At 51.9% G+C, this 16,168-nt stretch carries 13 protein-coding genes; 4 read left to right on the forward strand and 9 right to left on the reverse strand.

Features of this window, described 5'->3' with window-relative positions:
* Positions 1-117: 117 nt before the first annotated feature.
* Positions 118-1,086: a cysteine synthase A gene (cysK, locus tag BZG23_RS00440; protein ID WP_077605826.1), complete on the reverse strand. Its 969-nt coding sequence runs from the start codon at positions 1,084-1,086 to the stop codon at positions 118-120.
* A gap of 171 nt (positions 1,087-1,257) precedes the next feature.
* Positions 1,258-2,016 (reverse strand): sulfate transporter CysZ, encoded by a 759-nt coding sequence (gene cysZ / locus BZG23_RS00445; RefSeq protein WP_077605827.1) that lies wholly within the window; start codon positions 2,014-2,016, stop codon positions 1,258-1,260.
* 309 nt (positions 2,017-2,325) lie between these two features.
* Between cysZ and zipA the strand changes: the two genes are divergently transcribed.
* From zipA to gltX, 3 genes are all read left to right on the forward strand, one after another.
* The gene (gene zipA, locus BZG23_RS00450) at positions 2,326-3,288 is read left to right on the forward strand and encodes a cell division protein ZipA (protein ID WP_077605828.1); all 963 of its coding nucleotides are present in this window, start codon (positions 2,326-2,328) and stop codon (positions 3,286-3,288) included.
* A 111-nt stretch (positions 3,289-3,399) separates the two neighbouring features.
* Positions 3,400-5,415: an NAD-dependent DNA ligase LigA gene (gene ligA / locus BZG23_RS00455; protein WP_077605829.1), complete on the forward strand. Its 2,016-nt coding sequence runs from the start codon at positions 3,400-3,402 to the stop codon at positions 5,413-5,415.
* 168 nt (positions 5,416-5,583) lie between these two features.
* Positions 5,584-7,008: a glutamate--tRNA ligase gene (gene gltX, locus BZG23_RS00460; RefSeq protein WP_077605830.1), complete on the forward strand. Its 1,425-nt coding sequence runs from the start codon at positions 5,584-5,586 to the stop codon at positions 7,006-7,008.
* Positions 7,009-7,079: 71 nt separating this feature from the next.
* Here gltX and BZG23_RS00465 read toward each other — a convergent pair whose 3' ends face one another.
* Positions 7,080-8,330: a uracil-xanthine permease family protein gene (locus BZG23_RS00465; protein WP_046073706.1), complete on the reverse strand. Its 1,251-nt coding sequence runs from the start codon at positions 8,328-8,330 to the stop codon at positions 7,080-7,082.
* Between the two features lie 260 nt (positions 8,331-8,590).
* Here BZG23_RS00465 and BZG23_RS00470 point away from each other — a divergent pair, with 260 nt between their 5' ends.
* Complete coding sequence (locus tag BZG23_RS00470; protein WP_077605831.1) at positions 8,591-9,760, forward strand: DUF2066 domain-containing protein; 1,170 nt, start codon at positions 8,591-8,593, stop codon at positions 9,758-9,760.
* Between the two features lie 95 nt (positions 9,761-9,855).
* Here BZG23_RS00470 and BZG23_RS00475 read toward each other — a convergent pair whose 3' ends face one another.
* From BZG23_RS00475 to miaB, 6 genes are all read right to left on the reverse strand, one after another.
* Positions 9,856-10,434 (reverse strand): YSC84-related protein, encoded by a 579-nt coding sequence (locus BZG23_RS00475; RefSeq protein ID WP_077605832.1) that lies wholly within the window; start codon positions 10,432-10,434, stop codon positions 9,856-9,858.
* A gap of 74 nt (positions 10,435-10,508) precedes the next feature.
* Positions 10,509-12,074, reverse strand: coding sequence for an apolipoprotein N-acyltransferase (gene lnt, locus BZG23_RS00480; RefSeq protein WP_077605833.1), 1,566 nt, complete (start codon positions 12,072-12,074; stop codon positions 10,509-10,511).
* Positions 12,061-12,933: a CNNM family magnesium/cobalt transport protein CorC gene (corC, locus tag BZG23_RS00485; protein ID WP_046073703.1), complete on the reverse strand. Its 873-nt coding sequence runs from the start codon at positions 12,931-12,933 to the stop codon at positions 12,061-12,063. The genes lnt and corC overlap by 14 nt, the downstream gene beginning before the upstream one ends.
* Before the next feature lie 18 nt (positions 12,934-12,951).
* Positions 12,952-13,422 carry an rRNA maturation RNase YbeY gene (gene ybeY / locus BZG23_RS00490; RefSeq protein WP_077605834.1) on the reverse strand — a complete coding sequence of 157 codons (471 nt, stop codon included), beginning with the start codon at positions 13,420-13,422 and terminating at the stop codon, positions 12,952-12,954.
* On the reverse strand, positions 13,419-14,504 hold the full coding sequence (locus tag BZG23_RS00495) for a PhoH family protein (RefSeq protein ID WP_077578592.1): 1,086 nt from the start codon (positions 14,502-14,504) through the stop codon (positions 13,419-13,421). Before BZG23_RS00495 ends, ybeY begins: the two co-directional genes overlap by 4 nt.
* A 54-nt stretch (positions 14,505-14,558) precedes the next feature.
* Positions 14,559-15,983 (reverse strand): tRNA (N6-isopentenyl adenosine(37)-C2)-methylthiotransferase MiaB, encoded by a 1,425-nt coding sequence (gene miaB / locus BZG23_RS00500; protein WP_077599575.1) that lies wholly within the window; start codon positions 15,981-15,983, stop codon positions 14,559-14,561.
* Positions 15,984-16,168: the final 185 nt, after the last annotated feature.

The following is a 16,168-nucleotide window of genomic DNA, read 5'->3' on the forward strand; positions in this document are numbered from 1 at the left end:
CGGAAAATAAAAAGGCAGACGTGTTTTACTAAAGCTTAATATAAAAATCAAACAAAAAAGGCCCAATTTGGGCCTTTGCGAATAGGGGGTTATGGAGGCTGGTTGGCTAACCTGCTGTTACTGCTCGGTTTCCAGCTCGGTGAACATCCCAGCAAACAGTGGCGAGCTGAGATAACGCTCTGCTGCACTTGGCAAAATTGTGACGATCTTCTTATTTGCGAACTCGGGAAGCTCAGCAATTTTGTTTGCCGCAACCRCGGCTGCACCTGAAGAAATCCCGCCCAAGATGCCTTCTTCTTCCATCAAACGGCGAGCCATCGCAATGGCTTCGTCTGAGCTGACAGAGACCACCTGGTCAACAAGCGTGACATCCAAGTTTTTTGGCACAAAGCCCGCGCCAATACCTTGAATTTTGTGAGGGGCAGGCTGCACGTCTTGGCCCGCGATCGTTTGTGCAATCACTGGCGATTCAGCAGGTTCGACCGCGACCGTGGTGATGGCTTTGCCTTTGGTGTTTTTGATGTAGCGGCTAACACCGGTTAGGGTGCCACCTGTGCCAACACCGGCAACAAATACATCGATTTCACCGTCGGTGTCTTCCCAGATTTCAGGCCCTGTGGTTTTTTCATGGATCTCAGGGTTGGCGGGGTTATCAAACTGTTGCAGCATCAGGTATTTGCCTGGCTCTGCTGCCATGATTTCTTCGGCTTTGGCAATCGCCCCTTTCATGCCTTTTGGCGCTTCGGTGAGCACCAGCTTTGCGCCCATGGCTTTAAGCAGTTTACGGCGCTCAAGGCTCATTGACTCCGGCATGGTAAGGGTCAGCTTATAACCACGTGCCGCCGCGACATAGGCGAGTGCGATCCCCGTGTTACCACTGGTTGGCTCAATCAATTCGATACCGGGTTTGAGGGTGCCTTTTTTCTCTGCGTCCCAGATCATATTGGCGCCGATACGGCACTTGACGCTGAAGCTTGGGTTGCGTGCTTCAACTTTGGCTAACACGTTTGGCTTCGCCACGCGGTTTAGGCGAACTAGCGGTGTGTTTCCGATGGTTTGTGTATTGTCTTCGTAAATCTTGCCCATTGTATCGTTCCTTCATGACACCGATTTTAATCACACTCCAAGCATATCTCTGCTGCTTGGTTTTGAAAGGATCGGTTGGTTATATCTTATTGTGACATTAACCAATAACTGATTGGTTAACCGAAAAAAGCCCACACCGATGATGTGAACGTTCGCGTAGACGATCACAGACTAATTGCGTCCCAATGACGCTTTGTGCTTATCCACCCACATGGCGGTCGCGCCGCATACGGCCGCAGGCATCACCAGTAGATTGAGAAAAGGGGTCATGGTAAATAGCATCACCACGGCGCCAAAGCCAAGCGATGCGCCCCGCTGTTGATTTAAGGTCTGGCGCATGGCGGGAAACGACACCTTGTGATTGTCAAACGGGTAATCACAGTATTGAATCGCCATCATCCACGCGCTAAACAAAAACCAGATCACTGGCCCCACAGTTTGTCCGACCGCTGGTATCCACAGCAGTAACAAAAAACCTATTGCTCTGGGGATGTAGTAAGCGAGTTTTTGCCATTCTCGTTTCATCACCCGCGGGATATCTTTAAGGATGCCAGCCAAGCCATCATCAGGCGCACGCGTTCCCGACAGCTTTGCCTCCACGTGTTCGGCCAATAGACCATTGAACGGCGCCGCTATCCAGTTGGCCAATGTGCTGAACACATAGGAGAACACGACCAAGATAGCAACCACCACCAAAGGCCAAATCAAAAAAGAGAGCCAGGACAACCACTCAGGTAAGCTGGCCATCCAATGATCGATCCAGTCACCAACTTGTGAAAGCAAATAGATAAACGCGCCGCCAAGCAGCAACACATTGATCAAAATAGGAATGATCACAAACCGGCGTAAGCCGGGGGCCATCATCAGAGAAAAGCCTTGGAACAGGTAGCCAGCACCACTTTGGGGACGGGGGCGAGCATTATTCGCCATGATATCTCCTTGAGAACAATGTAGGTCACAACAATCCGCATGCATGCGGTCGATACAAAAATAACGGTGTGCGCTATATTACGGGGGGAATCCTTGCGATGACAACGACCCAATAATGGGAAAGTTTAACGATTTGTGTGTCTTGATTCGTTAAATTCTCCCCAACTTTTGATACAGTTAACTAAGTTGACCATTAACGCATTGCGTCAGCCAACGGGCCCCGCTTATGATCACACAAACCTTTGCAAACTGGTTGGCGTTGTGACATAAGCGAATCAAAACGCTGAACATAGATAGATTTGAGAATCGATGATGCAGGAATTGCGCCTTGTACTGATTGTGTTGGGAGCACTAGCAATCGCAGCTTTGCTTTTGCATGGCCTCTGGACAAACAAGAAAGAAAAGACGACCAAGTTTGGTGAAAAGCCGTTGGGAAAACTGGATGACGACAGTGACGAACAAAAGTTTGACCAAGATGGTATTGGTGCCGTCAGAGTTGTCAGTCGCGCTAAAAGCGAGAGCGATAAGCCTGCGCGCCAAGAGCCCGCGATGAACTTTGGTGATAAACCTGATGTGGATCCCTTGTTCGCAGGGCAAACTGGCACCGTGTCTGAATCTGAACAGACCCTGTATCCTTCAATGTCTGCGACTGATGATGAGCCTTCGCTTTCAGCCGCCACTCCGCACGTAACCGGTCAAGCTCACGAAGAACCAGAGGCGCCGCAGGCACACGCTACGGTGGCCGATGATGAGCCATCAGACCCTGCGCCAAGCGTGCATCAAGGTGATACAGAGACGGCTGAACAGGGCGAACCGCAACCCAGTGATGAACCACCAAAGGCAGATGAACCCGCGGATGAGACCGAAGTACTTGTGTTGCATGTGCATGCGAACAATAGCGACGTGTTCAGTGGTCTTGAGCTGATCCCGACCCTTGAGCAATATGGCCTCCGTTTTGGTGATATGGGCATTTATCACCGTCACTCTGATCTATCGGGGAGCGGAAAAGTCTTGTTCAGTGTGGCCAATATGGTCAAACCCGGTACGTTCGATGTCAGTCATAGCGAAAGCTTTGAAACGCCTGGCATTAGCTTTTTTATGACGCTGCCGTGTTACGGTGAGCCAGAGCAAAATTTTAAGCTTATGCTGCAAACGGCCCAGCAAATCGCGGATGAGTTAGGTGGATTAGTGCTGGATGACTCACGCACGATGATGACGCCATCACGATTGGATGAATATCGCGAGCGCGTCAAAGCCTTCATGGCCAAATAGCCTGCGCTAACGCGACCACGGTTTAAGCATACAGCGGGACATGGCTCCCGCTGTATGTGATTTATAGATATACTTGCCCGCAACCGACTCTGCTCAGACGACGAATCAAACATGGCTTACAGCAAACAACAACTCGATGATTTAAAGTATCAGCTCAACTATCATGCCTATCGCTACTATGTAGAAGACAGCCCAGAGCTGCCCGACGCTGAATACGACCGCCTGATGCAAACCCTATTGGCCATCGAGGCCGAGCATCCCGAATGGGTAACCAGTGACTCGCCAAGCCAACGGGTAGGGGGCGCGCCCCTGAGTGCATTTGAAACCGTGACTCACGAGCTGGCGATGCTGTCACTTGATAATGCCTTTGAACCCGCTGATTTGGATGCGTTTGAACGTCGTTTGAAAGAGCGCCTATCGCTAGACGCTGAGCAAGCGGTGACCTACACCTGTGAACCCAAGCTCGATGGCTTAGCGGTGAGCCTGATTTATGAAAACGGTGAGCTGGTGCAAGCGGCGACGCGGGGAGATGGCACTACCGGCGAGAACATCACCCACAACGTCAAAACCATTCGCAATGTTCCCCTCACGCTACAAAAAGGGGATTGGCCAACGCGGCTCGAAGTGCGCGGTGAAGTCTTCATGCCGAAAGCGGGCTTTGAAGCACTCAACGAAGCGGCATTGAAACGAGGCGATAAAACCTTTGCCAATCCGCGCAATGCGGCGGCAGGCAGCCTGCGTCAACTTGACCCCAAAATTGCCGCCAACCGACCATTGAGTTTCTATGCCTATGCGGTGGGTGTCATGTCGACCCCGTTTGGCCAAGGGCAAAGTGAGCGCTTACAAAAGCTGAAAAAATGGGGCCTAGCGCTCAGTCCGGAAGTGAAACGGGTGGAAGGGCTAGACGGCGTGAAAGCCTATTACCAAGACATTATGGCGCGTCGTGATGCGCTGCCCTACGAAATTGATGGGGTGGTGATCAAGGTTGATAGCATTACCAGCCAAGAACGATTAGGTTTTGTGGCGCGGGCACCGCGTTGGGCCATTGCTTACAAATTCCCGGCGCAAGAAGAAATCACCACCCTTAACGATGTGGAATTCCAAGTGGGCCGTACCGGGGCGATTACGCCCGTTGCCAAGCTTGAGCCTGTGTTCGTGGGCGGCGTCACGGTCAGTAATGCCACCTTGCACAACGGTGATGAAATCGAACGGTTAGGCGTTCATATTGGTGACACCGTGGTGATCCGCCGTGCCGGTGATGTGATCCCGCAAGTGGTGGGTGTGGTGGAAAGCCGACGCCCTGAGCAGGCGAAACCGATTGTGTTTCCCGATGCGTGCCCCGTTTGTGATTCAGCGGTCACTCGCATCGAGGGAGAGGCAGTGGCACGGTGCACCGGTGGTTTGATTTGTCTGGCGCAGCGCAAAGAAGCGATCAAACACTTTGCGTCACGTAAGGCAATGGATATTGACGGTTTGGGCGATAAAATCGTCGAGCAGCTAATCGAAAAAGAGCTGATAGAAACCCCTGCTGATCTCTTTACCTTGACGCCAGGTCGGGTGACGCTGCTAGATAGAATGGGGCCAAAGTCAGCCCAAAACTTGGTTGATGCATTGGAAAAAGCCAAAGCCACCACCTTGCCACGCTTTATTTATGCCTTGGGGATTCGTGAGGTAGGCGAGGCAACTGCGCAAAATCTCGCTTTGCATTTTCACACCCTTGAGGCGTTGCGCGCGGCCGATGAAGACGCACTCATTAACGTGCCGGATGTCGGTGCGATCGTCGCGGGTCACATCGTCCGCTTCTTTGCCGAGCCGCACAACCAAAGTGTACTAGAAGCCTTGCTGGATACGGGGATCCACTGGCCGGAAATCAGTGCGCCCTCTGAGCCAGATGCGCAACCGTTAGCCGGTAAAACCATTGTCCTGACTGGCACCTTATCGCAAATGTCTCGCAGTGATGCCAAAGCGGCGCTACAGGCGTTGGGCGCAAAAGTAACCGGCAGTGTTTCGGCAAAAACCGACATGTTAGTGGCGGGAGAGGCGGCAGGCTCCAAACTGACCAAAGCGCAAGATTTGGGCGTTACTGTGCTCGATGAAGATCAGATGATTGCCATGCTCAATCAGTAGCTTGTACCCATCACGCTGTGCGCTTCGCCGTGTAAGCGAATAACCGCGCACAGGCGCAATAGTTTATATGGCCATGTACCGTGTCTGGGCATGGCCTGATTGTGGAATTTACCTGTACTGGTAAACTAACCGTTACATATTATTCTCAGCACTGGGATAGGGATCCTAATGACGATTAAAACCCGCTTTGCCCCCAGCCCAACCGGCTTTTTGCATGTTGGTGGCGCGCGTACAGCACTTTATTCTTGGCTTGCAGCACGCAGCCAAGGTGGTCAATTTGTATTGCGTATTGAAGATACAGATATTGAACGTTCAACCCAAGAAGCGATTGATGCCATTTTAGAAGGTATGGAATGGCTGGGCCTTAATTGGGATGAAGGGCCGTACTACCAAACGAAACGCTTTGACCGCTACAACGCGCTAGTCGATCAGCTGTTGGCAGAAGACAAAGCCTACAAGTGTTATGCCCCCAAAGAGCTGCTAGAAGAGATTCGCGAAGAGCAGAAATCGAATGGCCTAAAAGCACGTTATGATGCCAATCACCCCAAGGTGATTGCGGCCAACAGCCAAGCAAACGCTGACGACCCACACGTCATTCGTTTCCGCAACCCCAAAGAGGGCAAGGTGGTGTTTGACGATAAGATCCGCGGTCGGATTGAAATCGCCAACAGCGAACTGGATGATTTGATCATCCGCCGCACTGACGGTAGCCCAACCTACAACTTCTGTGTGGTGGTTGATGATTGGGATATGGGGATCACCCAAGTTGTGCGTGGGGAAGACCACATTAACAACACCCCGCGTCAAATCAATATTTATGAAGCCTTGGGCGCGCCTGTGCCTGAGTTTGCTCACTGCTCGATGATCCTTGGCGACGATGGTGCCAAGCTGTCTAAGCGTCATGGTGCGGTGAGTGTGATGCAATATCGCGATCAAGGTTTCTTGCCACAAGCACTGCGTAACTACTTAGTGCGCTTGGGCTGGTCTCACGGCGACCAAGAAATCTTCTCGATGGAAGAAATGATTGATTTCTTCTCCCTAGAGGCGATCAGTAAATCAGCCTCTGCCTTCAATACGGAGAAGTTGCGTTGGCTGAACAACCATTACATCAAAAACGGTGATCCAGCTGAGGTCGCGTTACACTTGCAATGGCACCTGGATCAGCAAGGCATAGATGCCTCGACAGGACCTGCTTTGACCCAGGTTATCCAGCTGGTGGGTGAGCGTTGTGACACTCTGGTTGAGCTGGCCGAGCAAAGCCGTTATTTCTATCAAGACTTTGATGAGATTGAGGCAACCGCCGCCAAGAAACACCTTCGCCCAGTGGCGCTTGAACCACTGCAAGTGGCAAAAGGCAAGATTGAAGCGCTGGACGAGTGGACGGTTGATGCTCTGAAAGCGGTGATTGCGGATACCTGTGCAGAGCTAGACGTGGGCATGGGCAAAGTCGGGATGCCATTGCGTGTTGCGGTTACAGGCGGCGGTCAATCTCCGTCGGTGGATGCGGTGATGCACCTGATTGGTAAAGACCGTGTGGTGGCGCGTATCGATCAAGCCATCAAAGTGGTTGAAGCTCGAGCCGCACAAAGCTAAAAAGTCGCGACACCGCGGCATAATCAAAAAAGGGCGCTGCGGCGCCCTTTTTTAGTTTGTCATCGCCTGTCTTAATGTGACTCTTCTTCCATCTGCGCACTATCAACAATATGGTTCTCGCCCATTTTTCGCGGTAGGACAAGATTGAGCACGATGGCCACTAAACCACACAAGCTGATGCCTTGTAAGCTGAAATCACCAATGCCGAAGGCCATCCCGCCAATCCCAAAGACCAAGGTGACGCCGACAATCGCGAGGTTGCGCGAGTCGTGGAGATCAACTTGATTGCGAATCAAGGTATTGAGGCCCACGGTGGCGATAGAGCCAAACAGTAGGATCATGATACCGCCCATCACCGGCAAAGGAATGGTTAATAGCAGTGCCCCCAGTTTACCCACAAAGGCGAGCACGATGGCAGTGATCGCCGCGTAGGTCATAATCTTAGGATTAAATGCTTTGGTAAGCATCACCGCCCCGGTGACCTCACTGTAGGTGGTATTGGGCGGGGCACCAAACATTGATGCGGCGATAGTGGCCGCGCCGTCACCTGCCATGGTGCGATGAAGGCCGGGCTTTTTAAGGTAGTCTTTGCGAGTGACGTTGGAAATGGCCAGCATATCGCCCACATGCTCCACCGCGGGCGCTATCGCCACGGGGATCATAAATAAAATGGCGTTGATGTTAAATTCTGGCAAGGTAAAGGCAGGCATCATCAACCAGCTGGCGTTTGTCACCTGAGTAAAGTCGACAATCCCCATCACTAGGCTCGCCACATAGCCAATTGCAATGCCAGCCATAATCGGAACCAGCTTGAAAAAGCCTTTGGCGAAGACGCTGACCGCGATGGTGGTCAGTAATGAAAGCAGGGAAATCCAGATAGCGATATCACCGGCGATGAGTTGCTCACTGCCGTCGCCACTTTTACCTAGCGCCATATTGACGGCGGTGGGGGCCAAACCAAGCCCAATCACCATAATCACAGGGCCAACCACCACGGGTGGAAGTAGCTTGTGAATAATGTCGACACCTTTGAGGCGAATAATGCCTCCCATAATGAGGTAGATAACCCCGGCGGCCATCAGTCCACCCATGGTGGCAGGAATACCGAAATTGTTAACGCCGTACAGAATGGGGGCAATGAAGGCGAATGAAGAGGCGAGAAAAATAGGAACAGAGCGGCGGGTAATAACTTGAAAGATTAGCGTACCTATCCCGGCCCCGAAGAGGGCGACGTTGGGGTCAAGCCCGGTTAACAGCGGCACCAACACCAAGGCTCCAAATGCGACGAACAGCATTTGTGCCCCTTGTAAAACTTGCATCATGATCTCACCTCCAAAAAAAATCGCGCAATGCTAGCACAAAGCGTTTCTGTGATTCCTGTCATGTTTTTAAATGTGAGACCGGTAGCAAATAAATGATGTAACGGATTTCATAGGCAAGGGGTAATTGTGAAATACGCCTTTTTGCAGCGACGACTATCACTTTATCGCGTTTGCCCTATCTTTTTTACAAATGAGGATTGCTGAACCTAGAGCTGTCAGCTTATGATCGCTCCACGCCCATTTATCCATGTGGAAAGACTATGAATCGATTTGTGTTGGCCTTAATTGCCTGTCTATGGTTGCCAAGTGCGCTGGCAAACGATCTTTATCACGCCAGCATTCCGCTCGAGAATGGCGCGCAAACCTCGCAACAAGCAGCCAAAAAACAAGGGTTAAGCGCGGTACTGACCAAGGTATCCGGTCAGCGGAATCTGTCCGACAATCCGGCAGTTAAACAAGCGCTACAAGAGGTAGATAGCTTGATTACCCAGCTTGGGTACGGCGAGAGTGATACGGCAGGTGAAGCACCGACGCGTACGTTAGAAGTTGGGTTTGACAGTCAACAAGTACGGGAAATCTTGCGTCAAGCGGGGCTACCTTTGTGGGGAAGCCCACGCCCGTCGGTACTGGTGTGGCTGGTGGATGACCGCGGCCTTGAGCGACAAATTATTTGGGAGCAAAGTGAGCGTCCCGTGATTGATAAGCTGCGCCAAGCGGCGGCATTGCGTGGGTTGCCTGTTCTGATCCCTGTGGGCGATTTTGATGATTTGATGGCGATTTCGAGCAGTGATTTGTGGGGCGGGTTTATTCAGCCGGTTGAAGAGGCCAGTGAGCGTTACCAGCCAGACGGTATCGTGATTGCCAAACTGACTGACCAAGGCATTCGTTGGCAGCTTTTCCCTGAAGCAAACCAAATGCAAACTAATCAAACCCGTGGTCAGGCGCGTGACGCAGCCGCAATGATTCATTCACTTGCTGATTATTACGCGCAGCAAACCGGTGTGATCCTCGACCAAAACGATGACAGTGCGTCTGTCGTGATCGCGGTCGGTGGTATTAATAACGGCAATGATTATGTCGCACTCGAGAAAACACTGGCAAACTTAAATGCGGTACAAGGTGTACATTTACGCAAGCTTAATGATGACACCCTGGTATTCGATGCGCAGTTGGCCGCGTCACAGCAAGCACTGATTAAAGAGCTAACTGCCAACCGAGAAGTGCGTTTAATGACTTCTCAGGAGCAAGAGGCTTATACGGCGAACACATCGCCAACTGCCAGCGATGCGCAACATACCACACTTCCGGCTGATGAGCTGGAACAAGGTGAGAGGGCGGGCGAACAGGGGGAGAGCGATAGCACACAAACGCTTGTTCCCGACCCACAACCGTCGGCGGAAAAGCGTCTGTGGTTTGTTTGGCAGCCGTAACGGTGCAGTGACAACCCAATCTAAAAAAGGCTAGCCAACACGGCTAGCCTTTTTGATGGGCAGATGAGGCGTTTACGCTCTGTACGCGTCAGTGACTACCAGTTGGCAGGACTAAACTGTTGACCGGCGAGGGCAGCTTCTACCATCAGTCCTCCCTTTGCATGGGTAAAGACAGTCAGGCCATTGACGTAATAAGCTTTCGACTGACGGTTACTGGCGGAGGCTGAGGTGCCAGAGGTACCAGTTTGCGCCGATGCCCCCTCGGTCAATGCGGTGGCAGATGCTTGCGCGCCGAGCTCCACTTGCCCTTGCATAAAGCGGTCATACGCTGTTTTGTCTTTAAAGAAAACAATTTCACTGAACGCTTGACCACCAAAGGTCAGCCCGACCGATACCTGTTTGAGCTCCGCGGCACTCACTGGGGAGCCTTGACGATAAACGACGCCCTTACCATAGGCACCGCCTACCCAAAAACCCCCTTTGCCGACAGAAGGGAAGACGGCATAGCCGTAGGCGTTATCAAAAAAGGGCTGTGTTTGTGGGTACTGCTTAAATTGTTCGCGCGCGAGGTTGGCTTGACGAACCTGATCTTGCTGCGAGCTAGCCGCACAACCGGTTAATGCCGTCAATGCGACAATGACCAATGCTAACCAGTGATGAGAAAGACGTAACATGTTTGATCTCCTTATGGCGTCAATGAAAATGACCAAAAGCGCAATCAGGTTACGTCAGTTTCTCGCGGATAATGTCAGAGGTTTGTCGATATTTTCGCTTGCCGGCTGGGATCGCGACGCCACGCAATGAAACCGATACACCCGCTTATCAGTATCCAAAGCCATAGCGGGGCATTGCCCCATTGGCGGTAAGGCGTTTCCCCTCGGGTGCGGGTGACTTGCGTGGTGAGCACCTGGGTTTCAAATTGCGGCAAGGTAGTTTGAATCTGGCCGTGCTCGTCCATCAAGGCTGTCACACCGTTATTGGTCGCGCGTATCACTGGCAAGCCAAACTCGAGTGCGCGCATGCGTGCAATTTCAAGGTGTTGCCAAGGGCCAATCGAGCGACCAAACCATGCGTCATTCGACAGTGTAATGATGGCGTCACTGTCGGCATTCAAGTTGTCGCGGATCTGCGCGGGAAAGGCAATTTCATAGCAAAGCGCGGTGATATAGTCCCAGCCGTTGGCGGGCAGGGCAGGTTGAACCGGCTCGCCCGGTGAAAATGACGACATCGGCAGGTTAAACAGCGGGGCGAGCGGGCGTAATAGTGCCTCAAATGGCACAAACTCGCCAAACGGTAGCAAATGATGTTTGCTGTACTGGGTGGGGGCCGGATAGCGATACTCGGGGGTCCCTGCACCCAGTGCCAGTACATTGTTAAAGTACGCGCCCTGTTCATTTTGGTCGAGCGCGCCTGTGATCACCGTGGTTTGGTTATGCTTGGCGGCTTGATCAAGCTGAGAGAAAAAGCGAGGCAGTTCGCGCTCCAGGGCTGGGACGGCGGCTTCTGGCCAAATAATGACATCACTGTCCCAATGCTGGCGGGTTAAATCTAGGTACTTCATCAGCGTTGGCCAGCGCTGATCGGGACGCCATTTCAGCGCTTGCGGCACATTGCCTTGAATTAACGAAATCTGCTGCTGTTGGTCGGTTTTTGTGACCCATTGAATCGTACCGAGGCCATAGCTAACCGCGATAAGCCCTAACCCGGCGGCGACGGCACCATAGCGTGCTTGTCCTTGCCACTGGCCCCAGCGAGGTGTGATGAGCGCGAGTAGGCCAGCCAGTATAGCCAAGACAAGCGTGATCCCCTGCACGCCGAGCACAGGGGCAATGCCAGCCAGTGGACTGTCGATTTGGCTGTAGCCAGGCCAAAGCCAAGGAAAGCCGGTAAATACCCAGCCTCTAAGCCAATCAATCACAAGCCATAAGGCGGGTGCGAGGATTAACCACTTAATACCCGGCTGGCGACTGGGCAGTTTGTTGACCAATGCGCCGAACAATGCCGGATAGAGGGAGAGATAGGCAATCAGCAGGCCCATTAATGACAAGCCAGCAATGGCCGGCATGCCACCAAAATGGTCAATGCTCACGTAAACCCAGCTAACGCCGGTAGTAAATTGGCCCAGCCCCCAGCAAAATCCCAACCACGCACTGCGCTTGGGCGAGGCGTTTTGTAGCAGGGTGAATAAGCCCCACAAGGCAACCAGCATCAATGGCCAGTACGAGAAGGGAGAAAAGGCGAGGGTGGCGCTGGCACCAAAAGCGGCAGCCAGTAATGACTGCCCGCTTTGGCGTAAACGGTTAGGCGTTTTCACTGTTTGTTTCGCTACTGTCTGGGACGGTGACTTGTAGCTGAATGATACGACGACTATCGGCGGCCGTCACTTTAAAGTGATAATCACCAATATCGACTTCTTCACCGCGATCAGGGAGATGGCCAAAGCTGGTCATTACCAGACCACCGATGGTATCGACCACATCGTCTTGGAACTGAGCGCCAAAGTGTTCATTAAAGTCTTCCAAGGTCGTCAGGGCTTTGACCGAGAACGTATGACGGCTGAGCTGGCGGATTTCCTGCTCCTCTTCGTCGTCGTACTCGTCTTCGATTTCACCGACGATCTCTTCTAAGATATCTTCAATGGTCACTACCCCTGACACGCCCCCGAACTCGTCAATGACAATCGCCATGTGGTAGCGCTCTTCTTGGAACTCTTTGAGTAGACGGTCAACCCGTTTACTCTCAGGTACCACCACAACAGGGCGTAACACTTTTTCGATGTCAAAGTCTTCGGCATCTGGGCGCAGGTAGCGCAACAAATCTTTCGCAAGCAAAATGCCCTCAACATGGTCTTTGTCATCACTGATCACAGGATAACGAGAGTGTTGGGCATCAATAATAATATTAATGATCGCTTCCAATGACTGCGATCGTTCAACGATTACCATCTGCGAGCGGGGTATCATGATATCTCTCACACGCATGTCAGAGATTTGCATCACACCTTCCAGCATGTCCCGTGTGTCGTGATCGATCAGGGCGTTTTGCTCTGAGTCTCGGAACACGTCCACCAGCTCTTGTCTGTCTTTTGGATCAGCTTGGAAAAACTGACCCAGCCGCTCGAAGAAGGTCTTCCTACTCGGACCGTCTGAGTTTTGCGAATTATCGTCGTTCATTCAGTTTCATTCAGTTAGTTAACGCTCGATGAAGTCGTTAGCATAAGGGTCACTGACCCCCATGGCGGCGAGAAGCTCTCGCTCCAATGCCTCCATTTGCTCGGCTTCATCATCCTCAATATGGTCGTAACCCAGTAAGTGTAAGCTACCATGAACAACCATATGTGCCCAATGATCCATCAGTGCTTTGCCTTGTTGTTGGGCTTCTTGTTCAACAACTTGACGGCACACGATGAGATCACCAAGCAAATCAATTTCCACCCCAGGAGGGGCATCAAACGGAAAAGATAACACGTTTGTAGGCTTATCTTTGCCGCGATAGTCGCGATTTAGGCTTTGGCTCTCACCTTCGTCGACAATACGAATCGTCACTTCCGCTTGAGGGCGAGCGGCACGCACTGCCTGCTCAAACCAAGCTTGGAGCTGATCGTCACCGGGCAAGCCTTGTTCGTTCTCACAGGCAATTTGCACATCGACATAGTAGCTCATGACGGCTCCTGTGAGCCTGGCACGGCAGGTTGCGCTGCAACTTGCTGAGCTTCACGTGCTTCTCGACGACGAGCCTCTGCTTCTTTTCGCGCTTTGGCGTCTTCCGCTTCCCACTTATCATAGGCTTGGACGATGCGCGTCACCACATGGTGGCGGACGACATCATCCGCTTGGAAAAAGTGGAAGCTAATTTCGTTAACGTCGGCGAGCACCTCAATCGCATGGCGCAGGCCTGAGCGTGCATTTCTCGGTAAGTCGACCTGGGTCACGTCACCGGTGATCACGGCACGTGAATTGAAGCCAATCCGCGTCAAGAACATTTTCATCTGCTCGACCGTGGTGTTCTGGCTCTCATCCAAGATAATAAAGGCATCGTTCAAGGTTCGGCCACGCATATAAGCCAGAGGTGCCACCTCGATCACGTTACGATCGATCAGTTTCTCGACCCGCTCAAAGCCGAGCATTTCAAACAGTGCATCGTAAAGTGGACGTAAATAGGGGTCGACCTTTTGGCTTAAATCACCGGGCAAAAAGCCCAGCTTTTCGCCGGCTTCAACCGCTGGGCGCGTGAGCAAGATACGACGGATCTCTTGACGCTCAAGTGCATCCACCGCGGCGGCGACAGCAAGATAGGTTTTACCCGTCCCCGCTGGGCCAATACCAAAGGTGATATCATGATTGACCATATTGGCGATGTACTGCGCTTGGTTGGGCGTGCGCGGTTTTATCACCCCTTTTTTGGTCTTAATGTTGATTTCTTTACCGTAAGGAATGCTCGACTCGGTGTTTTGCTCCAACACCCCCGACTCTTTGATCGCCAAATGAATCGCTTCTGGTTCAATGTCTGGAGAGCTGCCTCGCACCGGGGCGGTGTCAACGTATAAGCGTTTTAAAATATCAACCGCGGCATTGGCTGTATGGGGCTTACCCATCACAGTAAATGCATTATGGCGGTGACTAATTTCCACCCCCAAGCGGCGCTCAAGCTGTTTGATATTATCGTCAAACGGGCCACATAAGTTGGCAAGACGGGTGTTGTCGGCAGGTTCTAGGTTCAGGTCAAGAGAGATGATTTTAGACAAGATTATCCTCGCTTTCGGCGCCGGCTATCCGGCGCCGTTGAATTGATGAACGCGTTATGGCGTGAAAACACCAACACCAAGCTCGTTTTCATTGCGCGTCTTCGCCATGATTTCGGTTGGCGAGACGGCGACCCGCAAGTCCATATCTTTTTCGGTACGAACCAGCTCGCCGCGCAGCGAGTTTGGCATCACTTCAGTTATTTTGACGTCAACAAATTGGCCAATCAAATCGACAGAGCCTTCAAAGTTGACCACTCGGTTGTTCTCGGTACGACCACGCAACTCCATCAGGTTTTTGCGTGATGGGCCTTCAACCAAGATACGTTGTTCGGTATCTAGCATCATGCGCGAGTAGCGCATGGCTTGGCTATTCACTTGTTGTTGCAAGCGGTACAAGCGCTCTTTTTTCACTTGCTCTGGCGTATCGTCAGGCATATCGGCAGCCGGTGTGCCTGGACGAGATGAGTAAACAAAGCTAAAGCTCATATCGAAATCGACATCTTTAATCAATTTCATGGTCGCTTCAAAATCTTGCTCGGTTTCGCCAGGAAAGCCGACGATAAAGTCAGAACTGATAGTGATATCAGGACGCGCCTGACGCAACTTACGGATTTTTGATTTGTACTCAATCGCCGTGTGCGGGCGTTTCATCATGGTCAAAATCCGATCTGAGCCGCTTTGTACCGGCAGGTGCAAGAAGCTTGCAACCTCAGGGGTATCACGATACACCTCAATAATATCATCGGTAAATTCAACCGGATGGCTGGTGGTGTAACGGATACGGTCAATACCATCAATGGCCGCGACATAACGCAGCAGCTCCGCAAACGTGCATACATCACCGTCATGGGTGTCGCCACGGTAGGCGTTCACGTTTTGTCCCAACAGGTTAACTTCACGCACACCTTGTTCGGCCAGCTGTGCAATTTCGAACAATACGTCATCCAGCGGGCGGCTGACTTCTTCGCCACGGGTGTAAGGGACTACGCAGAACGTACAGTATTTTGAACAGCCTTCCATGATCGAGACGAAGGCGGTTGGTCCTTCTGCGCGGGGCTCTGGCAGACGATCGAATTTTTCGATCTCTGGGAACGTAATGTCCATCACTGGCGCATGATCCGAGCGTGACTGCTTGATCATCTCTGGCAGACGGTGCAAGGTCTGTGGGCCAAAAATCACATCTACAAAAGGCGCACGCTCACGAATATGGTCGCCTTCTTGGGTTGCCACACAGCCACCGACACCGATCACCAGCTCTGGGTTTTTATCTTTGAGGGTTTTCCAACGCCCGAGTTGATGGAATACCTTTTCTTGTGCCTTTTCTCGAATCGAGCAAGTATTGAGAAGGAGAACATCTGCGTCTTCTGGTTGTTCGGTCAGCTCATAGCCACCGGCAGAATTGAGCAGATCTGCCATTTTGGATGAGTCATACTCATTCATTTGGCAACCCCAGGTTTTGATCAGCAGTTTCTTAGCCATGTAACTTCACGCTCATTGTTAATCTTATGGACGACATTACCCTTTCAAGCTGTATGGTTTTTAATCAGTCAATCAGCTTGGCAAGCCGCGTATTGTACTGCTTTCCAATATCGCTGACCAGATCACAGGCTCGGAGAAATCGTGTCGATCCGGCTAAACGTTTGAGCGGATGCGACAAAGGCCAA

This window comes from Salinivibrio sp. ML290, from assembly GCF_001995695.1.
GTDB classification, from domain to species: Bacteria; Pseudomonadota; Gammaproteobacteria; order Enterobacterales; family Vibrionaceae; genus Salinivibrio; species Salinivibrio siamensis.

Excerpts from the sequence above, each read along its gene's own strand:
- ligA (WP_077605829.1), top strand. The coding sequence starts at position 3,400 with ATGGCTTACAGCAAACAACAACTCGATGATTTAAAGTATCAGCTCAAC.
- zipA (WP_077605828.1), top strand. The coding sequence starts at position 2,326 with ATGATGCAGGAATTGCGCCTTGTACTGATTGTGTTGGGAGCACTAGCA.
- gltX (WP_077605830.1), top strand. The coding sequence starts at position 5,584 with ATGACGATTAAAACCCGCTTTGCCCCCAGCCCAACCGGCTTTTTGCAT.
- BZG23_RS00465 (WP_046073706.1), bottom strand. The coding sequence starts at position 8,330 with ATGATGCAAGTTTTACAAGGGGCACAAATGCTGTTCGTCGCATTTGGA.
- BZG23_RS00475 (WP_077605832.1), bottom strand. The coding sequence starts at position 10,434 with ATGTTACGTCTTTCTCATCACTGGTTAGCATTGGTCATTGTCGCATTG.
- BZG23_RS00470 (WP_077605831.1), top strand. The coding sequence starts at position 8,591 with ATGAATCGATTTGTGTTGGCCTTAATTGCCTGTCTATGGTTGCCAAGT.
- ybeY (WP_077605834.1), bottom strand. The coding sequence starts at position 13,422 with ATGAGCTACTATGTCGATGTGCAAATTGCCTGTGAGAACGAACAAGGC.
- miaB (WP_077599575.1), bottom strand. The coding sequence starts at position 15,983 with ATGGCTAAGAAACTGCTGATCAAAACCTGGGGTTGCCAAATGAATGAG.
- cysZ (WP_077605827.1), bottom strand. The coding sequence starts at position 2,016 with ATGGCGAATAATGCTCGCCCCCGTCCCCAAAGTGGTGCTGGCTACCTG.
- corC (WP_046073703.1), bottom strand. The coding sequence starts at position 12,933 with ATGAACGACGATAATTCGCAAAACTCAGACGGTCCGAGTAGGAAGACC.